Source organism: Campylobacter sp. BCW_6465 (assembly GCF_001762815.1).
Lineage (GTDB): Bacteria > Campylobacterota > Campylobacteria > Campylobacterales > Campylobacteraceae > Campylobacter_D > Campylobacter_D jejuni.
In genome coordinates this window covers 35,177-58,039 of sequence record NZ_MJXN01000045.1, presented here as the reverse complement: position 1 = coordinate 58,039, position 22,863 = coordinate 35,177, and the positions used below count along the sequence as shown (strand labels likewise).

Sequence of the window (22,863 nt, the reverse complement as noted above, 5' to 3'; positions counted from 1 at the left end):
AAATGGCAAAGCTTAGCAATGAAGAATTAAAAAATATACTTGAAGATCGCATTAAAAAACTTGAAAATTCTACTTTAAAAGAGGATAAGGTTATCAATGAAGAAAGTGTAAAAATTCTTGCTAGGCATTTATCTTTAGGCAATGAAATTCCAGCTCTTGCTCAAAGATTTTTTCAAATCGCACCTAAAACAAAGTTAGTATGGCTTCATCTTTGTGAATGTACAGGGTGTAGCGAGAGTTTGTTGCGTTCTGAGTTGCCAAGTTTTGATGAGCTTATTTTTGATTTTTTTTCTTTAGAATATCATGAAACTTTAATGGCAGCAAATGGCACTAAAGCCGAAGAGCTTTTAGAGTATGTTTTAGAAGAAGATTTTATTTTAGCGGTTGAAGGTGGTGTTGCAGCGATTGATACTTTTTTTCTTACTATAGGAGTACAAGGAGAGAGTGGCTATGAAATTTTAGAAAAACTAGCTGCTAAAGCCAAGGCTATCTTTGCAGTGGGCACTTGTTCAAGTTATGGTGGTATTCAAGCTGCCTATCCAAATCCTAGCAAAACCTGTGGTATTAGTGAAGTCTTAAGTCAAAAAGTAGTAAATATTCCAGGTTGTCCTCCAAGTGATGTAAATATCATTGCGACTTTAAGTTTTTTTGCTTTATTTGGAATTTTGCCTGAACTTGATGAGCAAAATCGTCCTGTGTGGGCTTATGGTAAATGTTTGCATGATATGTGTGAAAGAAAGGCGAAATTTGAAAGTGGGATTTTTGCTGAACATTTTGATGATGAAGCTGCAAAGAATGGAGCTTGTTTATTTAAGATAGGTTGTAAAGGACCTTATACTTACAATAACTGCCCTAAAGTGAAATTTAATGCTAAAACTTCTTGGCCAGTGGCTGCAGGACATGGTTGCATAGCCTGTAGTGAGAAAAATTTTTGGGATGAGTTTGGAAATTATGAAAAGCCTATGGCAAATATTTTTTCTTACGCTAAACTTTGCAATGAAGAGTTAAAACAAGAATTTTTTATAGAAGAGCAAATTAAAATTTTAAAACAAATAGATTTTGAATTTGAAAGCAATATAAAACTTATTTTACAAAATATAGCTAAAAATAAATTAGGCGCTTTGCTTGTAGAAAATTATAAAAAATCCTTTGAAAAAAACTATGCTTTTATAGAGCAAAATTTTGATGAAAATTCCATGCCTTCAAAAGATTTTTGGAAATATCTTGAGATGAGTTTTATTTTAGTTAAAGGTGAGTTTTTAAAAGATAAGAATGATTTTTTAATTGCGGCAAAAAATTACGCTTTTAAACATGCAAGTCCTTATGATTTTAAGTTGAATATGAACGCTGAAAAACCAAAGCTTGATGTGAGTAAATCTTTTCGTATGACTTTAATCTATCTTTGCGGCGGACTTGATTTTGAAGGTATTGCTTATAGCATTTTAAAAGCTTTTGAAGATAATATTACTAAAATTTCATCATTAAAAGCAAGTTAATTTAATAAAATTTTAGTGATATGAAGTCCTATAAAAGCTACTATATAAGCACTTGTGCAGGTAAAAAGAAAGAGAAAAAGAGTGTATTTTAGCTTTCCGCTTTCTTTTGAAAACACTATAGTTGCTGCAAAGCAAGGATTATAAATCATTACAAATAAAATAAAAGCCACTGCACTTGGTATGGGTATATTTTTAGCGACAATTCCTTTTAAATCATTATTTGTTTCATCTACATCTTTTCCTAGTGAATAAAGCACTCCCATAGTTGAAATCATCACTTCTTTAGCAGCCAAACCACTGATTAAAGATACGCTTAATTTCCAATCTAACTCAAGGGGTTGAAAAATAGGTTCTATGCCTTTGCCAAATTGTCCTAAATAACTTTGTTTTATAGCTCTTTCTTGAGCATTAAAATCATTTAAATTTTCTTCACTTTTTGGAAAATTACTAGCAAACCATATAAGCAAAGAGGCCAAAAGTATGAAAGTTCCTGCTTTTTTAAGATACATTTTGGCTTTATTATAAACCATAAACCAAACTAAATGCCAATTTGGCATACGATATTTTGGCATTTCCATAACAAAAGGTTCATCAAGTCCACGAAATGCTGTCATTCTTAAAAATTTTGCAGCAAAAAGTCCTAAAATCGCACCTAAAATATAAATTCCAAAAAGATAATTTCCTGCTTTTTCACTTGGAAAAAAAGCGCCGATAAAAAGCACATATACAGGAAGTCTTGCCCCGCAACTCATAAAATTGATCACAAAAAGAGTTAAAAGCCTATCTCTTTTATTCTTAAGAGTGCGTGTAGCCATAAAAGCAGGTACTGAACAACCAAAACCAGTGATTAGTGGAATAAAACTTTTACCATGCAAACCAAATTTATGTAAAATTCCATCAAGTAAAAAAGCTACTCTTGACATATAGCCTGTGGTTTCTAAAAGAGCTATGCCTAAAAATAAAATCATTATATTAGGCAAAAAAAGTATCACAGCACCAACACCTGCGATAATCCCATCAGCCAAAGCTGAAGCGATAAAGGTATTAGAAATATTGTTTTTAACAAATTCACCTAAGGTATTAAAGCCCGATTCTATATAGTCCATAGGAATTTGTCCTAAGCTAAAGGTGAGTTGAAATAAAAGCCACATTAAAAATAAAAATATAGGTAAGCCAAAGAATTTATGGATTAGTAAGGCATCGATTTTTTTGGTTAAATTTCTTTCTTCTTTTTTGTGTGTGATAATTTTTTTTGAAAGTTCATTAATAAAATATAATAAATCTTCTTTTTCTGGACTTTTTTCGCAAAGCGGAGTGTAAAATTGGGATCTTGGAATAAATTTACTTTCAAATAAAATAATAATTTTTTGCAGTAAAAGTTCTAAATTTTCTTTTGTTTTTGCTGAAATTTCAATAACTTGACTTTGAAATTCTTGGCTTAAAATAGAAGTGTCAAGCTCTATACCTTCTTTTTTGGCTTCATCGTACATATTTAAAGCTAAAAGCATTTTTTTATTAAGGCTTAAAAGTTCTGCGCTAAGGATAAGATTGCGTTCTAAATTGGTAGCATCTAAAACATTAACAATAACATCATAGTCATTTTGATTTAAAAAATGACGTGTGATTTTTTCTTCTTCGCTATATCCATCTAAAGAATAAGTTCCTGGCAAGTCAATAACTTCAAATTCATAGTTTTTGTAAAAAGTTTTTGCACTTGCTTTTTCTATAGTAACTCCGCTAAAATTTCCTACTTTCATATTGGCTTTGCAAAGTGCATTAATAAGAAGACTTTTGCCTACATTAGGCTGACCTACAAGGGCTATTTTGATTTTTTTCATATAAGATTCACTTCTATGGTTTTAGCTTCATCAGATCTTAGGATAACGCAACTTGTATCAAGTTCTACCATTATGGTGGCATTTTTTAAAGAGGAGTGAATTTTTTTCAAGTTTTTATTTTTAATAAATCCAAAGCTTAAAAGTCTATTTTTGAGTTCTTTGTAAGCGTTTAAATTGACAATAATAGCCTTTTGTCCATCTTTTAACTCGTTTAAAGTCATTGTAATTCCTAAATTAATAATAAATATTATAATAAAAAAGTGTAATGAAATTATCCTTCTTATAAAAAGAAGGATTAATATTTAAAAAGAAAAGTGGTTTAAATTTTCTAGATTGATGATTTGAACTAGAATTTTGTTAGTTTTAGCATTATCAAGGTAAATTTGTGTATTGGCTAAAAATTTAGCTTTTAATTCTTCAAAACTTAGTGGATTATCAAAATTACCTTTATTGATAAAAACATCTTTTTGGATTATGCGTCCATCTTGCAAACTGGCTTCTAAATGCCCTGGAAAATATTTTGGAAAGCCTTGAGATTTTCTTTTTTCGTAACTGATTTTTTTAGCAAATTCTAGTACTTCTTCACGCTTTAAATTTTCATAAGATTCAAGAGTGATTTTACCGTCAAAGAATCCTAGAGACATCAAAAAAGGCATGGAAAATTTAGCTTCATAAGCACTATTTGGAGTGTATTTTGCTTCCAAAGGATCACAGATAAAAGAAATAGGAACTTCATCTACAAAGCAATGAATACTTTTAATTTCATCAGCTTTTAAACCATCATTTTTTAAAGCAATGGCACAATCAATAAGCCCATGAGCAAAATGACAACTTGGATAAGGCTTGATTGAAACTTGCATGGTTTGCCAAATTTCACCTAAGGCTTTGCTAAGTTCTGTTTTATCGCATTCTTCTTCTATACCAAAACATTTAAAGATATTATCCCTACCTTCAAAAATACTCAAAGGCCCACTCATATTGTTTTTAGCAAAATGAGCTACCATAATGCCGTTTTTAATAGCATTGGCAATATGTAAAACTTTTGAATTAGATCCATTGGATAAAAACTCATTAACCCCACTTGCAAAACTTCCTGCAAGTCCTAAAGCATTGATGATGTGTTCTTTGTTAAGATCTAGCAAGATTGCACTTGCACTCACGCTTCCAAAAATTCCTGCAATAGCAGTAGTATGAAAACCACGCTTATGAAAAGTGCCTTTACTTGCAATGCCTACTCTAGCTGCAATTTCCCAGCCTACTATAAAAGCTTTAATGATTTTTTTCGCATCTTTGCTAACATGAAAACCATAATTTAAACAAAGTGGAGTTAAAATCGCACTTGCATGCAAAATCGCTTCTGTATGCGTATCGTCAAAATCTAACGCATGAGAAGCAATGCCATCTAGCATGGCTGCGTATATAGGATCTAATTTTTGATCATTTACCCAAATAGGAGTAATTTTTTCTGTGCTTAAATTTTCAAAAGCTTTAAAAGCATTTAAAACACATTCTTCTTTGCTTGCTGCTATAGCTGTTCCAAGGCTATCAAGCATAAGTTCTTTAGCCCTTTGAACAACTGTATTAGGGATATTTTCATATTTAAGATTGAAAATAAAATCCGCTAAAATTTCACTATAGAACATGATTTTTCCTATTTTAAGATAGCGCTATTTTTGATTTTTGCTAAAAATTCATCTACAAGTTTTGGTGCATATCCTACATAGGTTGTTGCATCAAGTAAAGCATCAATTTCTTTTTCTTTCAATACCTTAGATACTCTTTTATCTGCAAGTAAAACTTCTTTAAAAGTTTTTTGTTTTTCTATACCTAGCATAGCATTTTCATAAACAATTTCATGGGCATGTTGTTTTCCATAATGATCGCTTAATGCAAACATAACACGCTCGGCTAAAACAAAACCATTAAGAGTATTTAAATTTTTAAGCATTTTGTCTCTTTTTACTTCTAAATCGCTAAGAGCGAATTTCATATTTGCTAAAACCACAGAAAGCATTAAAAACATTTCAGGTAAAAGCTTCCATTCCATTTTCCAAACTTGACCATCTCTTTCATGTTCATGTCTTTCAATATCACTTAAAATGGCTAAATTTGCTTTAAAGGCATTGCTTACTGTAACTGCATTTTCGCTTACCGCAGGATTTCTTTTGTGTGGCATAGTGCTTGATCCTACTTGTCCTTTGCCAAAAGGTTCAGCAACTTCATCAATTTCATTATGTGAAAGGATTAAAATTTCATGAGCGATTTTGTTAAAGGTTGCGTTGATATTACCTAGCACAAAACCAAGCTCTATAAAGCGATCACGTGCGCTCTGCCAAGAAATATTAGGCACATCAAGTCCTAAATTTTCTAAAGTGAGTTTTTCTACCTCATTGCACTCATCACTTAAACTTGCTTTAGTTCCTACAGCACCTACTATACTGCCTACATAAAGTCTTTTTTCAAGCTCAAGTATTCTTTCAAAATGACGCTCAAGTTCGCTTAACCAAATAGCCACTTTATGTCCAAAAGTAATAGGCAAAGCTTGAAGTGTTAAAGTTCTTCCCATCATAGCAGTATTTTTATGGGTTTTAGCTAGTTTTGCTAGGGCTTTTGCGATAGCTTTTAATTCGCTTTTTATAAGAGTCATTGCTTCTTTAAATTGTAAAACCAGTCCTGTATCGATGATATCTTGAGTGGTTACTCCAAAATGCACATATTCTCCTAAATTATTATCGCAAGCTTTTTCTAATCCTCTTACAGTAGGAACTAAAGGGTGTTTAGTCTTTTTAAATTCAGCAAAGATAAAGTCCATATCCATAAATTTATAATGAGCTTTTTTTGCGATCTCATCAGCTGCTTTTTTAGGGATAATTTTAAGTTTTGCTTGTGCTTTTGCTAAAGCTGCTTCAACATCGAGCCATTTTTGTATGCGGTTTTGTTCGCAAAAAATAGCACGCATTTCCTGCGTGCTCCATGAGTCTGCTAGTAATCTATGATCAAATACGCTAATTCCTGTCATCTTATCTCCTTATTTTTTAATACTATCAAAAGCTTGTGTTAAATCAGCAATTAAATCTTTAGTATCTTCAAGACCTATATGAAATCTTACAAATGGCCCTCTTGCATTCCAATTTGTTGCAGTTCTAGGTGGAGTAGTTACGGTGGCCAAGCTTTCATATCCACCCCAGCTAGCACCAATTGAAAAGTATTCTAGTTTATCTACAAATTTAATAGCATCATCTTTGTTATAACCTTCTGCAAATTCTATGGTAATCATACCATTTGCACCTTTATGATCACGCATGAAAATTTTATGATTTGGGTGGGATTTGAGTTTTGGATAGAAAATTGTTTTAATTTCTTTTCTGCTTTGTAAAAACTCTACAATTTCATCAGCACTTTTTTCATGAGCTTTCATTCTCACATCTAGTGTTCTCATACCACGAAGTACTAAGTAAGCATCATCAGGGCTTGTTGTAAAGCCTAAGGCTTCTGGAAGTTTGTCAAAATTTTTCCATTCTTTTTCGTTGATTACTACTATACCCATGGTTGCATCAGAGTGTCCACTAAGATATTTTGTAGCGGCGATAACTGAAATATCCACTCCAAGTTCTAAAGGATTTAGAAAATATCCACTAGAATAAGTATTATCAATGGCTACAGGGATATTATGCGCATGGGCAATTTTGCAAAGTTTTGGTAAATCTATGATTTCATAAAGTATAGAACCTGGACTTTCACATAAGATAAGCTTGGTATTAGGTTTGATTTTTTCTTCTACATCACTTGCATCAGCTTTTAAAAAATCAATTTCAACACCCATTTTTTCTAAAAATAATTCGCAAATCGTTCTTACAGGCCCATAAATTGCATCGGTAATTAAAAAATGTGCATCTTTGCTTGCATAGTTTAAAAGCACCATAGCTAATGCTGCAAGTCCTGTTGGGAAAAGTTGTGCTCTATAGCCACCCTCTAGAGTGCAAATAAGTTTTTCAAGTTCAAAATTAGTTGTTGTTCCTCTAGCTCCATAACTTAAAACACGATCCGTTTTTCTTAATTCTCTGTATTTTTGCCAAGTTGCGTGATCTTTAAAAAGTATGGTTGATGCACGCATAAGTGTAGGATTAACTGATCTTACTTCAGCGCCTTGATCACCTCTGCCACAATGAATAAGTTTAGTTTTTGAGTTCATTTTTTCTCCTTTTTAAAGATAAATATAAGTCATAATAACATTTGCAATAGCCGCTACAAGCATAGGAATAGCTGTTCTTTTAATCACGGCAAAAGGACTTACTTTTGCAATAGCTGAGATAGCTAAGATTGCTGGTGCAATAGGACTAACACATCTTCCAAAGCCCGTCATGATTTGAATTGGTGCTATCATGGTGATAGTTTCAACTCCAAAGTGTTTTGCTATATTTGGGATAAGTGGAGCAAAACTAAAAAATGCTGCATTTCCTGAACCCATTAAGAAAGCACAAACTGCAAGCAAGATTGAAACGGCGATAATAATAGCCAAAACTCCAAATCCTGCATTTTTGCAAAATTCTATTAAAGTATCTACAAAACCTACAGATAAAAGACCACTTGCAAATACCTGACCACAAACGATGAGTGAAACCGTGATAACAAATAAATGTCCCATTCCTTTAAAGAAAATCATAATAGAATTAAGAGTTTCTACTATGCTTTTATAGCGTATCATTTCAAAAATAATAGCCACAAAAGTTGAAATCACCATTGCTACTGGAACATTCATTTTAATTGCGGTACTAGCAGCTGCTTTGACTTCTTCAGCGCTACTTATTCCCATTAAAACCAAGATGCTATCGAGTACTGAACTAAATCCTAGGATTAAAACCAAAGGAATTATAGGTAAAATCGCATAAATTCTAGGAGGTTTTTTAAGTTCTTTTTCTTTGCCTTCATTTTCATTTAGTTCTTTTTCAATTTCTTGTGCATTGAAGACAAAATTATCTTTTTTGTCAAAAAATTTATTGCAAAGATATATTGCAATACCTACAGCTATAATGATAGGCAAGGTTGTAGGGAGTTGATAATGAACAAAATAAATTGCAGGATCAACTTCAGCTTTTTCTGAGGCCATGATCACATTTCCACTTCCAGGTCCATGATCGATATATTGACAAATAGCAATCACACTTAAGGCAGAAAGTTTTGAAACACCAGAGCGTACAAGTATAGGATACATAGTAACCATAAGTAAAAGTGCCAAGCCTGCGTGAGAAGGGATGAAAAGAACTAAAAATTGCACGATAAAATAAGCAACTATGAGTAAAACATAAGGAGATTTTACGGCTTTTAAAGGTTTTTCAAAAACTTTAAAAAGTGCATAAGAAGCCCCTACATGATCCATATAAGCAGAAAAACCTGCTATAGTCATAAGTGTAAGTCCAAGCCCTGCTAATGTACTTGACATGGTTTGATTAAAAACTTGAAAAATATCAAAAAAACCTAAATTTAAAGAATCTTTGGTAACAATGTGTGGAGAAAGTCCAAAAATAGCAGCTAAGGAAAGTAAAAGCAAGCCACTTAAAAGCAATGCCATGTGAGCATTGATTTTTTTATAAAGCATAAAAACAAGTAAAAAAATGCTAAATAGAGATAAAATAATACCTAGCATATTTTAGCCTTTTTGAGCGATAATCTCTATCTCTACTTTAGCTTTTTTTGGCAGATCTTTTACCGCAAAAGCACTTCTTGCTGGATAAGGATCTTTAAAAAATTCAGCATAAATTTCATTAAATGCTATAAAATCATTAATATCAGCTAAAAAGCAAGTGGTTTTAATCACTTTATCATAACTGATACCATTTTCTTCTAAAATAGCACCGATATTTTTCAAAGATTGTTTGGTTTGTTCTTTGATATCATGGCTTTCTATTTCGCCTGAATCAGGGTTGATAGGAAGTTGTCCTGATATAAATAAAAGTCCATTTGCTTCTCTGTAAGCTGAGTATGGACCAATAGCTTTTGGATAGTTTGACATGAATTCTCCTTTGTTGAATATAGATTAAGCAGAGTGAATTTTATCACTACAATAATAACTTGTCAATAGTTTATTATTATAATAATAAAATTTTATTTTTAAGAAATGTTTTAAAGTATAAAGAGTAGAATTTAATATTATATTAATTTTTATTGAAGGCGGTTTTATGGATGAGGGACAAAAACAACAATTTATAAAGTTGACATATTTTTTAGGAGAAGTCCTAGGTGAGCAATATGAGATAGTGTTTCATGTAATTACTGAAGATGGAGCTTATATTGCGGCAATTGCTAATAATCACATTAGTGGGAGAAGTTTAGATTCTCCCTTGACTGCTTTTGCAAGTGAGCTTATGCAAAATAAAAAATATTTAGAAAAAGATTTTTTATGTGATTATAAGGCTCTTGTTGGAAAATCAAAATTAATTAGAGGATCTACTTTTTTTATTAAAAATCATGATAAATTAGTAGGTATTTTGTGTATCAATCATGATACTAGCATTATGAGAGATTTAATATGCAAGATGATTGATTTAGAAAAAATTGGAGATATGGGTGATATTTTAGGAAATATTAGTTTTTCTCAAAATGATTCAAACATAGAAACATTAAGTTACTCGATAGAGGATATTTTAGTTCAAAGTGTAGATTCTAGTTATTTAAATTCTGATTATCAATTAAGTATTACTCAAAAAGAAGAAATTGCTGAAAAGCTATATGAAAAAGGTATTTTTAATATAAAAGGAGCGGTTCCTATCGTAGCAAAATTTTTAAAAATTTCAGAACCTAGTGTTTATAGGTATCTGAAGAAATTTAAAAAATACTAAAATTTTTTGATAAATTTTAGTATTTTTAGGCTCATTTTCTTTAAAAAATTATTTTTAGATTTTTTGAGTAAAAATTCTGCCACATCTTTGCGTCCAAACATAATAGCAAAAGTATAAGGTGTCATTCCTAAACCATTGTTTTCGTCAATATTTGCTCCATATTTAACTAAAAGTTCACACATAGGTAAATATCCTTTAAAACAAACTCCTGCTAATGGGGTTTGTCCACGATCGTTTTTTTCATCTACTTTTGCACCTTTTTCTAAAAGCATTTTAGCACTTTCATAAGAATTATTATAAGCTGCAAGCATAAGCAAGCTATCTCCTTTATGAGTTTTTAAATTTACATTTAAACCTGCTTCTATCATGATTTTAAGATTTTCGCATTCATTATTTCTTGCAAAATTAAAAGCCATTTTGCAAAGCTCTTCAAATCTTTTTTCTTCTTCTAAGCTAAGAGTTGTCATTGTTTTTCCTTAATTATTATAATCTTTAGTTTGCCACCAAAAGTGGCAAGTAAAAATTATTTTTCTAAAGCTTTTTTAATTCCTATTGCATAATCAGGTGAAATTTTTTCAAAATGTTCTAAAGCTCTAGTGATAATTTTTTCATCAACTCCCTCCATAGAAGCGGCGATATTATGAAAAAGTTGAGTTTTTTGATCATCATTCATAAGATTAAATAAAGCTCTTGGTTGAGTATAAAAGTCATTATCTAGTGGAGCATATCTTTGTGCTACGCCTTCTAAGACTAAATCAGGTTCAAGATAGCTTTTGTCTTCTTTTGGGCTATTATCATAGCTGTTTGGTTCATAATAAGCTGCATCATTTTTATAACTATCAAAATTCATAGCACCAGCGACATTGTAAGTATTCACTTCGCTTTTTGCACGATTTACGGGCAAAAGATGATAATTAGTTCCTATTCTATATCTTTGTGCATCAGGATATGAAAAAATTCTAGCTTGCAACATTTTATCAGGGCTAAAGCCAATTCCAGGAACGATATTGCTTGGACTAAAGGCAGCTTGTTCAACTTCATTAAAATAATTTTGAGGATTTTTGTTTAGAATCATTTCGCCTATATCCATCAAAGGTACAAGACTATGAGGCCAAATTTTTGTCAAATCAAAAGGATTAAATCCAAGCTTTTCTATATCTTTTTCAGCAAGAATTTGAACTTGAACTTTCCATTTTGGAAAATCTTTATTTTCTATAGCATTATAGAGATCTCTTTGATGACTTTCCCTATCCTTTGCTATAAGCTCTGCAGCTTCTTGGTTGGTAAGATTTTTAATCCCTTGTTGGGTTTTAAAATGGAATTTCACCCAAAATCTTTCATTTTTATCATTAATAAAACTATAAGTATGGCTTCCAAATCCATGCATATGACGATAACTTGCAGGAATTCCTCTATCACTCATAAGAATGGTTACTTGATGTAAGCTTTCAGGACATAAACTCCAAAAATCCCAAGCAGCATTATTGCTTCTTAAATGTGTTCTTGGATCTCTTTTTTGAGTATGGATAAAATCAGGGAATTTATAAGCATCACGGATGAAGAATGTCGGAGTGTTATTTCCTACCAAGTCCCAGTTTCCTTCTTTGGTGTAAAATTTAATAGCAAAACCTCTCACATCGCGTTCAGCATCTGCTGCACCTGCTTCACCTGCTACTGTTGAAAAGCGTAAAAATAATGGAGTAACTTCGCCTTTTTGAAAAATTTTAGCTTTGGTATAAGCACTTAAGTCTGCTGTAATTTTTATTTCGCCATAAGCTCCACTTCCCTTAGCATGAACGGTTCTTTCTGGAATTCTTTCTCTATTTTGATGAGCAAGTTTTTCAAGTAAAAGATAATCTTGCATAAGTAAAGGTCCTTTTGCGCCTGCGCTTAATGAATTTTGGTTATCGGCTATAATGTTTCCAAAATCGTTAGTCAATTTTTTCATTGTTTTCTCCTAAATAATAAAATTTATTAATTAGTAAATTATATCTATTAAAAATTAAAATTAACTGAATAATTGTATTTTATTGATAATAAATTTCAAAATAAATTTAGTTTTTTTATATTATAATAATAATTATCAAAATATATTTTAAAAATCACAAAGGAGAATTTATGTCAGTTTTGGTTATTGGTGCAGATGAAATCACTCCTATTAGAGCTGTTTTACATGATTTAGGTGCTAAAAAAATAGAACACTGGGATGCGCGTAATGAAAATAGAGTTAATCGCAAGCCGATTCCTTGTGATACAGAATGTATAGTAATGTTAACAAGCTTTTTAAATCATAATACTATGAAAAAAATCAAAAATGAAGCTAAAAAGCGCAAAATTCCATTAGTTTGTGCAAAAAGAAGTGTAAGTTGTGTGTATTGTGAATATTGTAAAATTTTTAATCTTAATAAAGAATTTTCTTGCTATAAAGGTTAAAGATGTTATTTGGATTTGATGATAAGCGAGAATTTATACCGCAAATTTATCGCTATTTAAACAATCAAGAACTTATGTTGACTTTTTTAACTCAATATAATGCGAGTGTTGATAGCGCTCTAAAAATTCCTCTTTTATATGCAAAAAATACCAAGAGTTTAAAAATGATATTTGGAAATTTTTTACATGATATAATGCATGTTTCATTTGGTAAGATTCAAAACAAGCTTAATACATACGCTTTCTATTTTCAAAAAAGAAAAAGCTTGATTTTTAATACTAAAATATCTAAGAATATCGATCTTTTAAGACTTTTAAGAATTTATCTTTATGGTATTTGTTTTGATGCGCAAATTTTATTTAGCTCTTATGTTTATGATAAGGTTTCTTTTCAAAATAATGGAAAAAATATAGATCAAGATGGTAATCTTATTATAATAGATAAGAAATTTGCAATTTTACCACTTTGCAAAGAGATTAATACACATAATTTAGAAATTGAAAATGAAATTTATGAATTATTGAATTTAATAAAAGAAAATAATTTTGAAAAATTTTATATTGTTTGTCCGCGTAACAAAAATTTCACACATTTTATTGAAATAAAACATTTTTTGTGTGATTTAAACAAAACTATGTTAAAATTAGTTCCGTATAAAATATCAAATCAAATTATAAGGAGAAAATAATGTCAGTAGCAGTAATCTATGGTAGTGCTATGGGAAATACAGAAGGAGCGGCTAATACAATTGCTTCAAAACTTGGAATTAGCGATGTTTTTAATATCTCAGATATTGATGCGGCTAAAATGAATTCTTACGATAAATTAATTTGTGGAACTTCAACTTGGGGAAGTGGTGATTTACAAGATGATTGGGATGGTTTTGATTTTTCAGGGCTTAGTCTTGGTGGAAAAACTGTAGCTGTATTTGGTATGGGTGATAGTGAAAGTTATTCTGACACTTTTTGTGGTGGTATGGGTAAATTAGCTCAAAATTTAAAAGATGCAGGTGCAAATTTGGTAGGAGAAGTTTCAACTGATGGTTATACATTTGAAGCAAGCGATGCGGTTGTAGATGGTAAATTTGTTGGACTTGCTCTTGACAATGATAATCAAGAAGATCAAACTGAATCAAGAATTGATGCTTGGGTAGAACAAATCAAACCTTATTTTGCTTAATAATTCTTAAAATCAAGAGTTTTTATACTCTTGATTGTCTTTTCTTAAAAATAAAAAAAACTCACTATTTGATTTATAATTTTATTTTCTAAAGATAATTGACAGCGTTCTTTATTTCCAAGATAAGCTGTTCTTGCAAGAAGACTTGTTTTTTGAGAATTGTAATTTTTAGAGTTGATTTGTAAATTAACTTGCATAGTATAGTAGTTTTCTACCATCCATTCTCCATCACTTTCGAAAGGATCAAAATCATAAAAAAATCTTGCTGAAGTTGTGATTTTTTGAGCATAAGAACGCTTTTTCATATCTACAAGATTGATTAAAATTTCATAATCTGCATTCTCTTTTACTTCTTTTAAGCCTAAATTTTTAAGTTTTAAAGCCAAATCTCTATCCAAAGTAGTTCGAAGTTGGCTAGGATTTTGAAAGGAAATTTTAAAACTTTGTTGTTTTTGCGATCTGATAAAAATGCCTTCATTGCTTGTTTGAATAAAGCTTTGTATGAAAGTTGCATTGGTGCAAGCACTCATAAAGAGTGCTATAAAAAAGCTTAAAATTAAAGCAAATTTAGACATTAGGTTTATTTAATAATAGTTGGAGTAGCACTAAGACCTAATGAGCGATATTTTTCATATAAGGAAAAAACTTCTTTTAATTCTGCATCACTTACTTTTGGATAATTTTTGATATTTGCATCATAGTATTTGTTTAAAATTGCGATTTTTTCTTTATCATTTTTTGCTTTTTTTGCTTCTTTGTAGATTAGAGCGGATTTTTCAAAAGCAGATTTTCCATGTACTGGAGTTAAAATATAATTAACTTGATAGTTTTTAAGTTCATCATCAATTTGAGCTAAATGCTCTCTACAATATGGACATTCAGGATCCGAAAAAACATAAATTGCAGGTTTATTTTTATCTCCCAAAGCTATTACCATGGTTTCTTTTTGTGCTACAGCTTTAGCATTTTTTGTAAAATTTTCTCTTGCTTCTTGAAATTTTTTCATTTCATATTCTTGAGCATAGGAAATTCCCGTTTTCAAATCGATAAGATCAGGGGTAATAAGACTATCTTTTGTAAAAAGAATGTTTTCTTGTTTTTGTCCATTTAATTCAACGCTTACAATAACACTTTCAAAACCCGTATTACCAATCTTTTGACGATTTGATACACTAACGGTAGCATTTGGAAATTGTGCTTTAATGCTTTTTGAATAAAAATCACTAATTTCTGAATTACTTGCAGCAAACAAAGATGCTGAACAGGCAAGAATTAAACTTAATTTTTTCATAGTTTATAAATCCTTTAAATAAATTATGTTTAATTCTATAATGATTTTCTAAATGCTTGTTAAAAATCTTTTTTCAGCTTCTTTACTTACTTGAGGAAATTTGTCTAAGTATTCTAAATAAGCAATAGCATATTTTCTTGAAAGATTAAAATATTCTTTCATACTTTGCACATCAAGACTTTGATTTTTTAATAAATCTAAACATTCTTGCATAAGTTTTTCAAGAGCTTGTTTTTCTATAAAAAGATTGTGTGAAAGTCTTACAACTAAGCCTTTTTGGGTAAGTTTTTTGAGTATATTATCTCCGCTTTTTCTGTCAAGTTCTAAAAAATCATAAAGATTATAAGGAGCTTCGGGTTTAATGCCTTGTTTTTTAAAAATTTCATATAATTGATTATTATTTTTTTCTTGAAGTTTTTCAAAATCTATACCTTTTTTAAAATAAATTCCATTTTGAAAATCCAATAAATTTGACATTTCTTTAAGTCCGAGTTCGCAAAAATTTTCACTTGCCCAAGTAATCCTTAAGGCTAAAGAATGTGCTGAAAGCATGGCATAAGGATTTTTTTCAAGTATGAATTTGATGAAATTTTTAATTTCTTCTAGACTTTGTAAATGATATACATTAAGATTTTTTTCATCGACAAATACTTGATTTAATTCTTTTGCTAATTTCAATGCTTTTTGATGAGAGAGTTTAAATCTTTGATAACTTGAAAGCAAGCCAAAGCCATATTTGTGTGCGTCTTTTAAGAAGGAAAAAGCCGCTTTAAAATCTTTATTTTTCAAAAACATTAAAAATTTATTTTTTTGTTCTTTTTTTAAAGGTTCGCTTAAAGGATTTAAAACCCTACCACCGCCTATAACACGATTGTTTTGTAATAAAATAAAAGCCTCATCAAAACTTAAAAATACATTTTTATCAAAACTAAAATGCACAAAAAATTCATCATTTTCTAGTTTTTTTAATATATTTATTTTGCATTCTATTTGTCTTGAACCCACGCAAAAAATCATTTTGCTATTTTGTAAATTTTTTGCTTTAACTAAAGCATCGCATTCTTTAAAGGCTTTAAAATAACCTTTTTTACTTAGTAAATAACCTTTTTTTAACTCTTTATAATCACAATTTAAACTTAAAGCCACACGGTTACAAGCTTTGATTTGCTCTAAATTAGTATCGTGGTTTTGTATATTTTTAACAATGAGTTCTTTTTGAGTGTCTAAACAGATGATTTTTTCATTTAAAGTGATGCTTCCTTCATTAAGACTGCCTGTAACGACAGTTCCTATGCCTTTTAGAGAAAAAACTCTATCGATATAATAATGAAAAATCAGTTCTTCATCGTTTTCTTTGTTTTCTATGGTATAAAGATAATTTTTTAATTCTTCTATGCCTTGATTATTTTTTATACTGGTGTGAAATACTTTTAAAATGGGATAATCTAAATTTTTTAACTCTTCTAAAATTTCTACACTTTTTTGCTCTATATTTTCACAAAGATCGCATTTGCTAAGTACTAAAATAATATTTTTAATATCAAGAATTTTTAAAATTTCTAAATGTTCTAAACTTTGTTCTTTTAAACCCTCGTTAATATCTACAACAAACAAACAAACACTAAAGCCAAAAGCTCCACTTACCATAGTTTTAACCAAATCTTTATGTCCTGGAACATCGATAAAAGAAATGTTTTTATCTTTTAATTTAAGATTTGAAAAACTTAAATTAATGGTGATTTGTCTTTCTTGTTCTTCTTTTAAACTATCGCCTTCAAAACCATTTAAAGCTTTAATGAGTGAAGTTTTTCCATGATCAATATGTCCTGCAGTTCCTATAATAACAGATTTCATAAGTTTTCCATTTGATTGATTGTAAGAATAAGTTTTTGAAGTTCACTTTCTTGTATAGTTCTAAAATCAAGAACAAATTCATCATTTTCAATGCGTCCTATGATATTTTCTTTTCTAAATCGAGTTTGTAGTTTTAAAGCATCTCCTTGAAAAGTTAGTATATAAGTATCTAAACTTTTATCAGGCATAGAACCTCCACCTACTAAACTTTTGCTTTTTTTAAGCTGGGTTTGAAAATTTAATTCTTTTTGTACTCTTAAAGCTTTTTTTTCTATAAAGGATAAGTCATCATTTAAAAGTTTTAAGGTAATAATTTTTTCATAATCTTTTTGCAAATAAGCTTTTAAGCTTTCGTTTAAAAAAGATAGAGTTAATTTATCCACTCTTAGCATTCTTAAAAGTTGATTTTGTTTAAGCTTTTCTATGAGTTCTTTTTTTCCAAGTATAATGCCCGCTTGCACACTACCAAAAAGTTTATCTCCACTAAAACTTAAAATATCACATTCTTGCACGAGTTTTTTGATTTTAGGTTCATTTTTAATCAGTTTTTCATTTAAATTTTCACACCAGCCAGAACCTAGATCATAATAACTCAAAAGTCCTTTTTCTTTTGCTAGTTCATGTAGATCTTTTATATTTACTTCACTGTGAAAACCCATAAGAGCGAAATTAGATTTGTGGGTTTTTAAAATTAGAGCGGTATTTTCGCTGATAGCTTGTTCATAGTCTTTTAAGTGTGTTTTGTTGCTAGTTCCAACTTCGCAAAGCTTTACACCTGCAGCTTTTATCACTTCAGGCACGCGAAAACTGCCACCAATTTCTACAAGTTCTCCTCTTGAGCTTATGATTTCTTTATTGTAACAAAGAGAATTAAGTACTAAAAAAACTGCTGCAGCGTTGTTATTAACCACTAAAGCATCTTCACATTCAAAAAGCATTTTAAGTTTTTCTAGTACCAAAGCATAGCGAGAGCCTCTTTTTCCATTTTCTAAATCAAACTCTACATTAGAATAATTACAAATTATATCTTTACACGCTTCATAAAGTTCTTCATGGATTACACTTCTGCCAAGGTTTGTGTGTATAACGACTCCGCTTGCATTGATCACACTTTGTAAGTCTTTGCGGTAAAAAGTTTTGATTTCTTTTTTGATTTCTAAAAGTAGTTTATTTTTAGAAATTTCATCTTGGGAAAAATTTTCTTTTAGTTTTGCGACAACTTTTTTACAAAAAAATGCTTTGATATAAAAAGGATAGGATTTTAAGCTCTCATCTTCAATAAGAGTGTTAATCTGTGGAAAAGTTCTCAATTTGTTCATCTTAAGCCTTAAGAAAATATTTGGTTATTTTAACATAGAATTTATAAAATGATGTTTTAAAGAGATTAAGGAAGACAATGCAAGATTTTGTTTATATAAAAAATGATGTTTTAATCCCTTTGCCTGATGCTATTGAAATTTTAGATCAGGCAAATGATAAAGAAGCATTAGTTTGCAATGATAAAAATCAAAAAGCACAAATTTATGCCCCTGAGATTAATTTTTATCTTAAAAATTCTCAAGATGAAATTTTAGAGCAAAGTAAAAATGTTTTAACGCTTTATGAAGCAAGAGCTAGCGTTTATGACTTAGGGCTTGATTTGGAACAAAGCAAAGAAGTGAAAAATCGTTTGATTTTAGTAGATAGCGATACTCAAACCGTAGAGTTTTTAAAAGAACATGGATTTAAGGTTATTGCTTTAAGCAGTGCAGAAATTTTAGCTGTTTTTGGAAGTGTAGGGGAACTTTGTGCTGTGGTTAAAAATCAAGGCGAAGAAGTGGAAATAGATTTTGATTTTTTGCTTTTTAAAGCTAAGGATTTAAGCGTTGTGCGTAAAGATTTTACAAGACAAAGTGGATGTTATAATCTTTTAAATTTTGAAAATCTTGAAGTATTGTTAGAGTTTTTGCAAAGCAAAAGTCCAAAATATCATTATAAAACTTATATTAGCTATAATGCTAGCGTGTGTCAATACCACGAAAGACGCAGTGAGCATTGTGCAAAATGTGCTGAAATTTGTCCTACTGTGGCGATTTTAAAAGATGATGAAAAAAAGCATTTAGAATTTTCTCAAGTGGATTGTTTGGGTTGTGGAGGATGTATTAGTGTATGTCCTAGTGGATCACTTGATTATGCTCCCATGCCAAGAGAAAGTTTTTTTACCCTTTGTGAGTTTTATAAAGATAAAAAAATTTTAATCATTCCTAAAAAAATGTCTTTAGAAAATTTAAATCTTGCTTTACCAAAAGATGTTTTACCCTTTATGATAGAGGGTGAAAAGTGGCTTTCTTCCATGCATTTTTTAACACTTTTGCAAAATAGTGGAGCAAATTTGGTTTTTTATACGGACTTTGTATCTCGTGGTAGCAATGAGGCTATTGTACTTTTAAATACTTTTTTTGAAAGAAAATTTCAAAAAAAAGCTATTTTTGTTGCTAAAAATGAAAAAGAATTGCAAAATGTTTTAAAAGAGCAAGAATTCATACAAGATTTAAAATATGATTTTCATAACAACACCTTAACTACAAGAGAAAATTTTGCCAAAAGAATGCAAGAAATGATAAAAAATGAAGATTTTGGCAGTATAGAAAGTGGCGAATGGTTGCGTTATGGCAAGGTAGAAATCAATCCTAACACCTGTACGCTTTGTCTTTCTTGTGTGGGTGCCTGTAATGTAGGAGCTTTAATCGCTGATAAACAAGAAAATGCTTTGAAATTTAATGCTTCTCTTTGTACGACTTGTGGGTATTGTGAGTTAAGTTGTGCCGAAAAAGATACTTTAAAATTATTTCGTAGTGGAATGGAGTTTAGAGCTTCTTATTTTGAATATCAAACCATGGCAAAAGATGAGCTTTTTGCCTGTATAGAATGCGGTAAAGAATTTGCCACCAAAAAAGCTGTAGAAAAAATAGCCAATTTAATGAAACCTAAATTTGGTAATGATGAGAATAAAATCAAAACACTTTATTGTTGTGCAGATTGCAAGGCAAAAGTGATGATAAAAGCAATGATTAATTAAAATCAAGAAGCTTTTTCATCCACAGCATAGCTTTAGATATGATACTTCCATGAGTTTCATTTTTAAAAAGTTTAAAATGAGTTTTACAATTAGTTTCTTTGGATATTTTTTCGCTAAGTTTTTGAGCATTGAGCTTAGCTACACCTTTGATAATACTTGAATTTGTTTCCAATGAACCTAATCCGATGTAAATTTTAGGGCAAGTTTGTAATTTTATGATGTTAGGTAAAAACTCACTATTATCCCACCATAAAGAAGGAGAAATAATAAAATAATGACTAAAAATCTTACTATCATAAAGAAGTGTATCAATGGCAAAAAGTCCTCCAAAAGAATGTCCAAAGAGAATTCGATGGCTAAAATCAATAGGATACATTTTGTTGATATAAGGGATGAGTTGGGTTATTAAAAAATTTCTAAATTCTTTACTACCTCCACCTTGTTTATTTAAATTTGTTGCAGGCGTATAATCTTTAGTGCGTTTTTGTGTGTCAAAAGCTAAATTATTATCATAACCTATTCCAATAATTAAAAGATTTTCTTTGACAGGAGTGTTGAAAAGATTTAAAAAAAGAGGAAAAAAAGCATTTCCATCGAGTAAATAAATGATTTTATATTTATAATTTGAGTTTTCATTCTTGTTTTTAGCTATAAAAATTTTATATATTGTGTCATTATAATTAAATTTGACATTTTCTAAAATAAAGTTTTGTTTTGCTTGTTTTGAGAGCTTGGGTATCTCTAGACTTGGTTTTGCAAAAGCTAGAAAAAAAGAACAGAATAAAAATAATATTTTTTTCATAATTTTTCTTCTAATTCTTTTTTATTTGTAAGTTTGCTATCAAATTTAACAACAAGATTTTTAGAGTTTTTATAAATATCTACAACCCCTAAATTTTCACTAAAACTACTAAAATTTAAAGGTGTGTCTAAAGGTAGATAAAGGTTTTTAAAATCAGCTGGATTTTTTAAGAAAAATAATGCCACAAGCCAAATTAGGGCTAAAATTACCAAAATAATAGCCAAAAGATTTAAGGCATCTAGATGTAAAAATATCCCTCCGATAATACCACCTATAAAACTTCCACCATATCCAAAAGCATTAAACAACCCTAATGCCGCACCTTTTTCATGAACTTTACAAAATTTTGATGCACAACTTTGCATAATAGGTTCGTGTAAATTAAAACCTATAAAAAAAATCACAACTGCTATGATAAAAAAATCCATAGAATTACTAAAAGCAAAAAAAAGATAAGAAAGTATGAAAAAAACAATTCCTAAGAGTAAAATTTGTTTAGCTAAACCTCTTTTTTCACCTAAACTTCCAGCAAAGCCCATAGCGATAAAACCTGCTACCATAGAAGCGCTATAAACAATCCAAAGTTTATCAGAAGCAAAGCCTAAATGTTTTACTAGAATAATAGGAATACTTAAAAATGCTATACTCATAAGCATTTTTTGCATGAAATTAGTAAGATTCATAAGGGCTAAATTTTTTTGTTTAATAAGATGGAAAAAAGGAGTTTTTTCATTTTCATGAGTGATTTTGTTTTCTTTAGGTACAACGGTATAAAGTAAAATTATACATAAAAGAGACAAAGCTGCGCTAAGATCAAAAAGGCTGGATAAACCCCATTTTGCACTCATTAAAGGAGAGATCACCATAGAAGCTGCAAAACTAAGTCCTATAAAAGAACCCATTACCGCCATGGCTTTACCACGATTTTCTTCTGTGATAAAATCACTTATCATTGCTGTAGCCACAGCTCCAATAGCTCCTGCACCTTGGAGCATTCTTCCTAAAAGCATGATGTAGATATTTTCTGCAAAAGAGCAGATTAAAGAGCCTATTATAAAAATAATCAGTCCAATGAGCATGGTTTTTTTACGACCAATTTTATCACTTAAAATACCAAAAGGCATTTGTAAAATCATTTGGGTTAAGGCGTAAACACCAACTAAAAGTCCCACTAAAAATTCATTAGCACCTTCAAGTTTTAAAGCATAAAGGCTTAAAACTGGCAAAACTATAAAAAGCCCAAAAAATCTTGTTCCAACTATGAAAGATAAGGGTAAGACATTATTTAGCATTATCAATTTCCTATTAAATTTGAAATTTAAATTAGGATAATTTTACTATGAAATGGATTAAGCATTGATTAACATCGTTTTATCATTTTGTATTTAAAAGCTACGCACAAGGATAAATTTTATAAAATCATATTTTTGTTTTTGATATTATTTTGGAGCTTTTGTTATGAAGATTATCTTAGCTACGAGCAATAAACATAAGGTTTTAGAACTTAAAGAAATTTTAAAAGATTTTGAAATTTATGCTTTTGATGAAGTTTTAACGCCTTTTGAGATTGAAGAAAATGGAAAAACTTTTAAAGAAAATGCTTTGATTAAAGCAAGAGCGGTTTTTAATACTTTGGATGAAAAGCAAAAAAAAGATTTTATCGCTTTAAGTGATGATAGTGGCATTTGCGTAGATGTTTTAGAAGGAAATCCAGGAATTTATTCTGCTCGATTTAGCGGTAAGGGCGATGATAAAAGTAACCGTGATAAACTTGTCAATGAAATGATAAAAAAAGGTTTTAAACAAAGCAGGGCACATTATGTTGCTGCTATTGCTATGGTAGGTTTGATGGGGGAATTTAGTACGCATGGAACCATGCATGGAAAAGTAATAGATACAGAAAAAGGTGAAAATGGTTTTGGTTATGATAGCCTTTTTATTCCAAAGGGTTTTGATAAAACCTTAGCCCAACTTAGCGTGGATGAGAAGAATAATATCTCTCATCGTTTTAAAGCTTTAGAGCTTGCAAAAATCATTTTAAAGATTTTAAATAAAGGATAAAAATGAAAAATTTT

22 protein-coding genes are annotated in these 22,863 nt (G+C 30.0%); 7 read left to right on the top strand and 15 right to left on the bottom strand.

Going from position 1 to position 22,863, the window contains the following annotated elements:
- Window positions 1-2: 2 nt before the first annotated feature.
- A complete protein-coding gene (locus AJ886_RS03245; protein WP_070287122.1) occupies window positions 3-1,496 on the top strand; it encodes a hydrogenase small subunit in 1,494 nt (497 codons plus the stop codon).
- On the opposite strand, the gene feoB is transcribed toward AJ886_RS03245, so the two are convergent.
- From feoB to AJ886_RS03210, 7 genes are all read right to left on the bottom strand, one after another.
- On the bottom strand, window positions 1,493-3,334 hold the full coding sequence (gene feoB / locus AJ886_RS03240; RefSeq protein ID WP_070287121.1) for a ferrous iron transport protein B: 1,842 nt from the start codon (window positions 3,332-3,334) through the stop codon (window positions 1,493-1,495). The genes AJ886_RS03245 and feoB overlap by 4 nt on opposite strands.
- The gene (locus tag AJ886_RS03235) at window positions 3,331-3,555 is read right to left on the bottom strand and encodes a ferrous iron transport protein A (RefSeq protein ID WP_070287120.1); all 225 of its coding nucleotides are present in this window, start codon (window positions 3,553-3,555) and stop codon (window positions 3,331-3,333) included. Before AJ886_RS03235 ends, feoB begins: the two co-directional genes overlap by 4 nt.
- 81 nt (window positions 3,556-3,636) lie before the next feature.
- The gene (locus AJ886_RS03230; protein ID WP_070287119.1) at window positions 3,637-4,977 is read right to left on the bottom strand and encodes an MmgE/PrpD family protein; all 1,341 of its coding nucleotides are present in this window, start codon (window positions 4,975-4,977) and stop codon (window positions 3,637-3,639) included.
- A gap of 8 nt (window positions 4,978-4,985) precedes the next feature.
- Window positions 4,986-6,353 (bottom strand): adenylosuccinate lyase, encoded by a 1,368-nt coding sequence (gene purB, locus AJ886_RS03225; RefSeq protein WP_070284097.1) that lies wholly within the window; start codon window positions 6,351-6,353, stop codon window positions 4,986-4,988.
- Between the two features lie 9 nt (window positions 6,354-6,362).
- Window positions 6,363-7,526: a trans-sulfuration enzyme family protein gene (locus AJ886_RS03220; protein ID WP_070287118.1), complete on the bottom strand. Its 1,164-nt coding sequence runs from the start codon at window positions 7,524-7,526 to the stop codon at window positions 6,363-6,365.
- A 12-nt stretch (window positions 7,527-7,538) separates the two neighbouring features.
- A complete protein-coding gene (gene dcuC / locus AJ886_RS03215; RefSeq protein ID WP_070287117.1) occupies window positions 7,539-8,978 on the bottom strand; it encodes a C4-dicarboxylate transporter DcuC in 1,440 nt (479 codons plus the stop codon).
- Window positions 8,979-8,981: 3 nt separating this feature from the next.
- Window positions 8,982-9,344: a RidA family protein gene (locus AJ886_RS03210; RefSeq protein WP_002862060.1), complete on the bottom strand. Its 363-nt coding sequence runs from the start codon at window positions 9,342-9,344 to the stop codon at window positions 8,982-8,984.
- Between the two features lie 166 nt (window positions 9,345-9,510).
- Between AJ886_RS03210 and AJ886_RS03205 the strand changes: the two genes are divergently transcribed.
- Window positions 9,511-10,170 carry a transcriptional regulator gene (locus tag AJ886_RS03205; protein ID WP_070284101.1) on the top strand — a complete coding sequence of 220 codons (660 nt, stop codon included), beginning with the start codon at window positions 9,511-9,513 and terminating at the stop codon, window positions 10,168-10,170.
- On the opposite strand, the gene AJ886_RS03200 is transcribed toward AJ886_RS03205, so the two are convergent.
- Together AJ886_RS03200 and AJ886_RS03195 are read right to left on the bottom strand one after the other, a co-directional pair.
- Window positions 10,167-10,637, bottom strand: coding sequence for a Cj1386 family hemin-binding protein (locus AJ886_RS03200; RefSeq protein ID WP_002862058.1), 471 nt, complete (start codon window positions 10,635-10,637; stop codon window positions 10,167-10,169). The genes AJ886_RS03205 and AJ886_RS03200 overlap by 4 nt on opposite strands.
- Window positions 10,638-10,693: 56 nt before the next feature.
- On the bottom strand, window positions 10,694-12,118 hold the full coding sequence (locus tag AJ886_RS03195; protein WP_053872848.1) for a catalase: 1,425 nt from the start codon (window positions 12,116-12,118) through the stop codon (window positions 10,694-10,696).
- Window positions 12,119-12,288: 170 nt separating this feature from the next.
- Between AJ886_RS03195 and AJ886_RS03190 the strand changes: the two genes are divergently transcribed.
- The 3 genes from AJ886_RS03190 to fldA are packed head-to-tail and all read left to right on the top strand — an operon-like array spanning window position 12,289 to window position 13,783.
- A complete protein-coding gene (locus AJ886_RS03190) occupies window positions 12,289-12,603 on the top strand; it encodes a DUF2325 domain-containing protein (RefSeq protein ID WP_002855637.1) in 315 nt (104 codons plus the stop codon).
- 2 nt (window positions 12,604-12,605) lie between these two features.
- A complete protein-coding gene (locus AJ886_RS03185; RefSeq protein WP_070287116.1) occupies window positions 12,606-13,292 on the top strand; it encodes a hypothetical protein in 687 nt (228 codons plus the stop codon).
- Window positions 13,292-13,783, top strand: a complete 492-nt coding sequence (gene fldA, locus AJ886_RS03180) for a flavodoxin FldA (RefSeq protein ID WP_002855629.1) — start codon at window positions 13,292-13,294, stop codon at window positions 13,781-13,783. Before AJ886_RS03185 ends, fldA begins: the two co-directional genes overlap by 1 nt.
- 44 nt (window positions 13,784-13,827) lie before the next feature.
- Here fldA and AJ886_RS03175 read toward each other — a convergent pair whose 3' ends face one another.
- Genes AJ886_RS03175 through selA form a run of 4 tightly spaced genes read right to left on the bottom strand, consistent with a single transcriptional unit; the run spans window position 13,828 to window position 18,247 of the window.
- Window positions 13,828-14,358 carry a hypothetical protein gene (locus AJ886_RS03175; protein ID WP_070209801.1) on the bottom strand — a complete coding sequence of 177 codons (531 nt, stop codon included), beginning with the start codon at window positions 14,356-14,358 and terminating at the stop codon, window positions 13,828-13,830.
- Window positions 14,359-14,363: 5 nt separating this feature from the next.
- The gene (locus tag AJ886_RS03170; RefSeq protein ID WP_002882674.1) at window positions 14,364-15,074 is read right to left on the bottom strand and encodes a thioredoxin fold domain-containing protein; all 711 of its coding nucleotides are present in this window, start codon (window positions 15,072-15,074) and stop codon (window positions 14,364-14,366) included.
- A 48-nt stretch (window positions 15,075-15,122) separates the two neighbouring features.
- Window positions 15,123-16,928 carry a selenocysteine-specific translation elongation factor gene (selB, locus tag AJ886_RS03165; RefSeq protein ID WP_070287115.1) on the bottom strand — a complete coding sequence of 602 codons (1,806 nt, stop codon included), beginning with the start codon at window positions 16,926-16,928 and terminating at the stop codon, window positions 15,123-15,125.
- Window positions 16,925-18,247 carry an L-seryl-tRNA(Sec) selenium transferase gene (gene selA, locus AJ886_RS03160; protein ID WP_070287114.1) on the bottom strand — a complete coding sequence of 441 codons (1,323 nt, stop codon included), beginning with the start codon at window positions 18,245-18,247 and terminating at the stop codon, window positions 16,925-16,927. Before selA ends, selB begins: the two co-directional genes overlap by 4 nt.
- Before the next feature lie 77 nt (window positions 18,248-18,324).
- Between selA and AJ886_RS03155 the strand changes: the two genes are divergently transcribed.
- On the top strand, window positions 18,325-19,986 hold the full coding sequence (locus AJ886_RS03155) for a 4Fe-4S dicluster domain-containing protein (RefSeq protein ID WP_070274170.1): 1,662 nt from the start codon (window positions 18,325-18,327) through the stop codon (window positions 19,984-19,986).
- Here the strand turns inward: AJ886_RS03155 and AJ886_RS03150 are convergent.
- Entirely contained in the window at window positions 19,979-20,788 is an 810-nt protein-coding gene (locus AJ886_RS03150; protein WP_070287113.1) for an alpha/beta hydrolase, read from the bottom strand. The genes AJ886_RS03155 and AJ886_RS03150 overlap by 8 nt on opposite strands.
- Window positions 20,785-22,080, bottom strand: coding sequence for an MFS transporter (locus AJ886_RS03145; protein ID WP_002862049.1), 1,296 nt, complete (start codon window positions 22,078-22,080; stop codon window positions 20,785-20,787). Before AJ886_RS03145 ends, AJ886_RS03150 begins: the two co-directional genes overlap by 4 nt.
- A 166-nt stretch (window positions 22,081-22,246) precedes the next feature.
- Between AJ886_RS03145 and rdgB the strand changes: the two genes are divergently transcribed.
- Window positions 22,247-22,849, top strand: a complete 603-nt coding sequence (gene rdgB / locus AJ886_RS03140; RefSeq protein ID WP_070287112.1) for an RdgB/HAM1 family non-canonical purine NTP pyrophosphatase — start codon at window positions 22,247-22,249, stop codon at window positions 22,847-22,849.
- Window positions 22,850-22,863 lie beyond the last annotated feature (14 nt).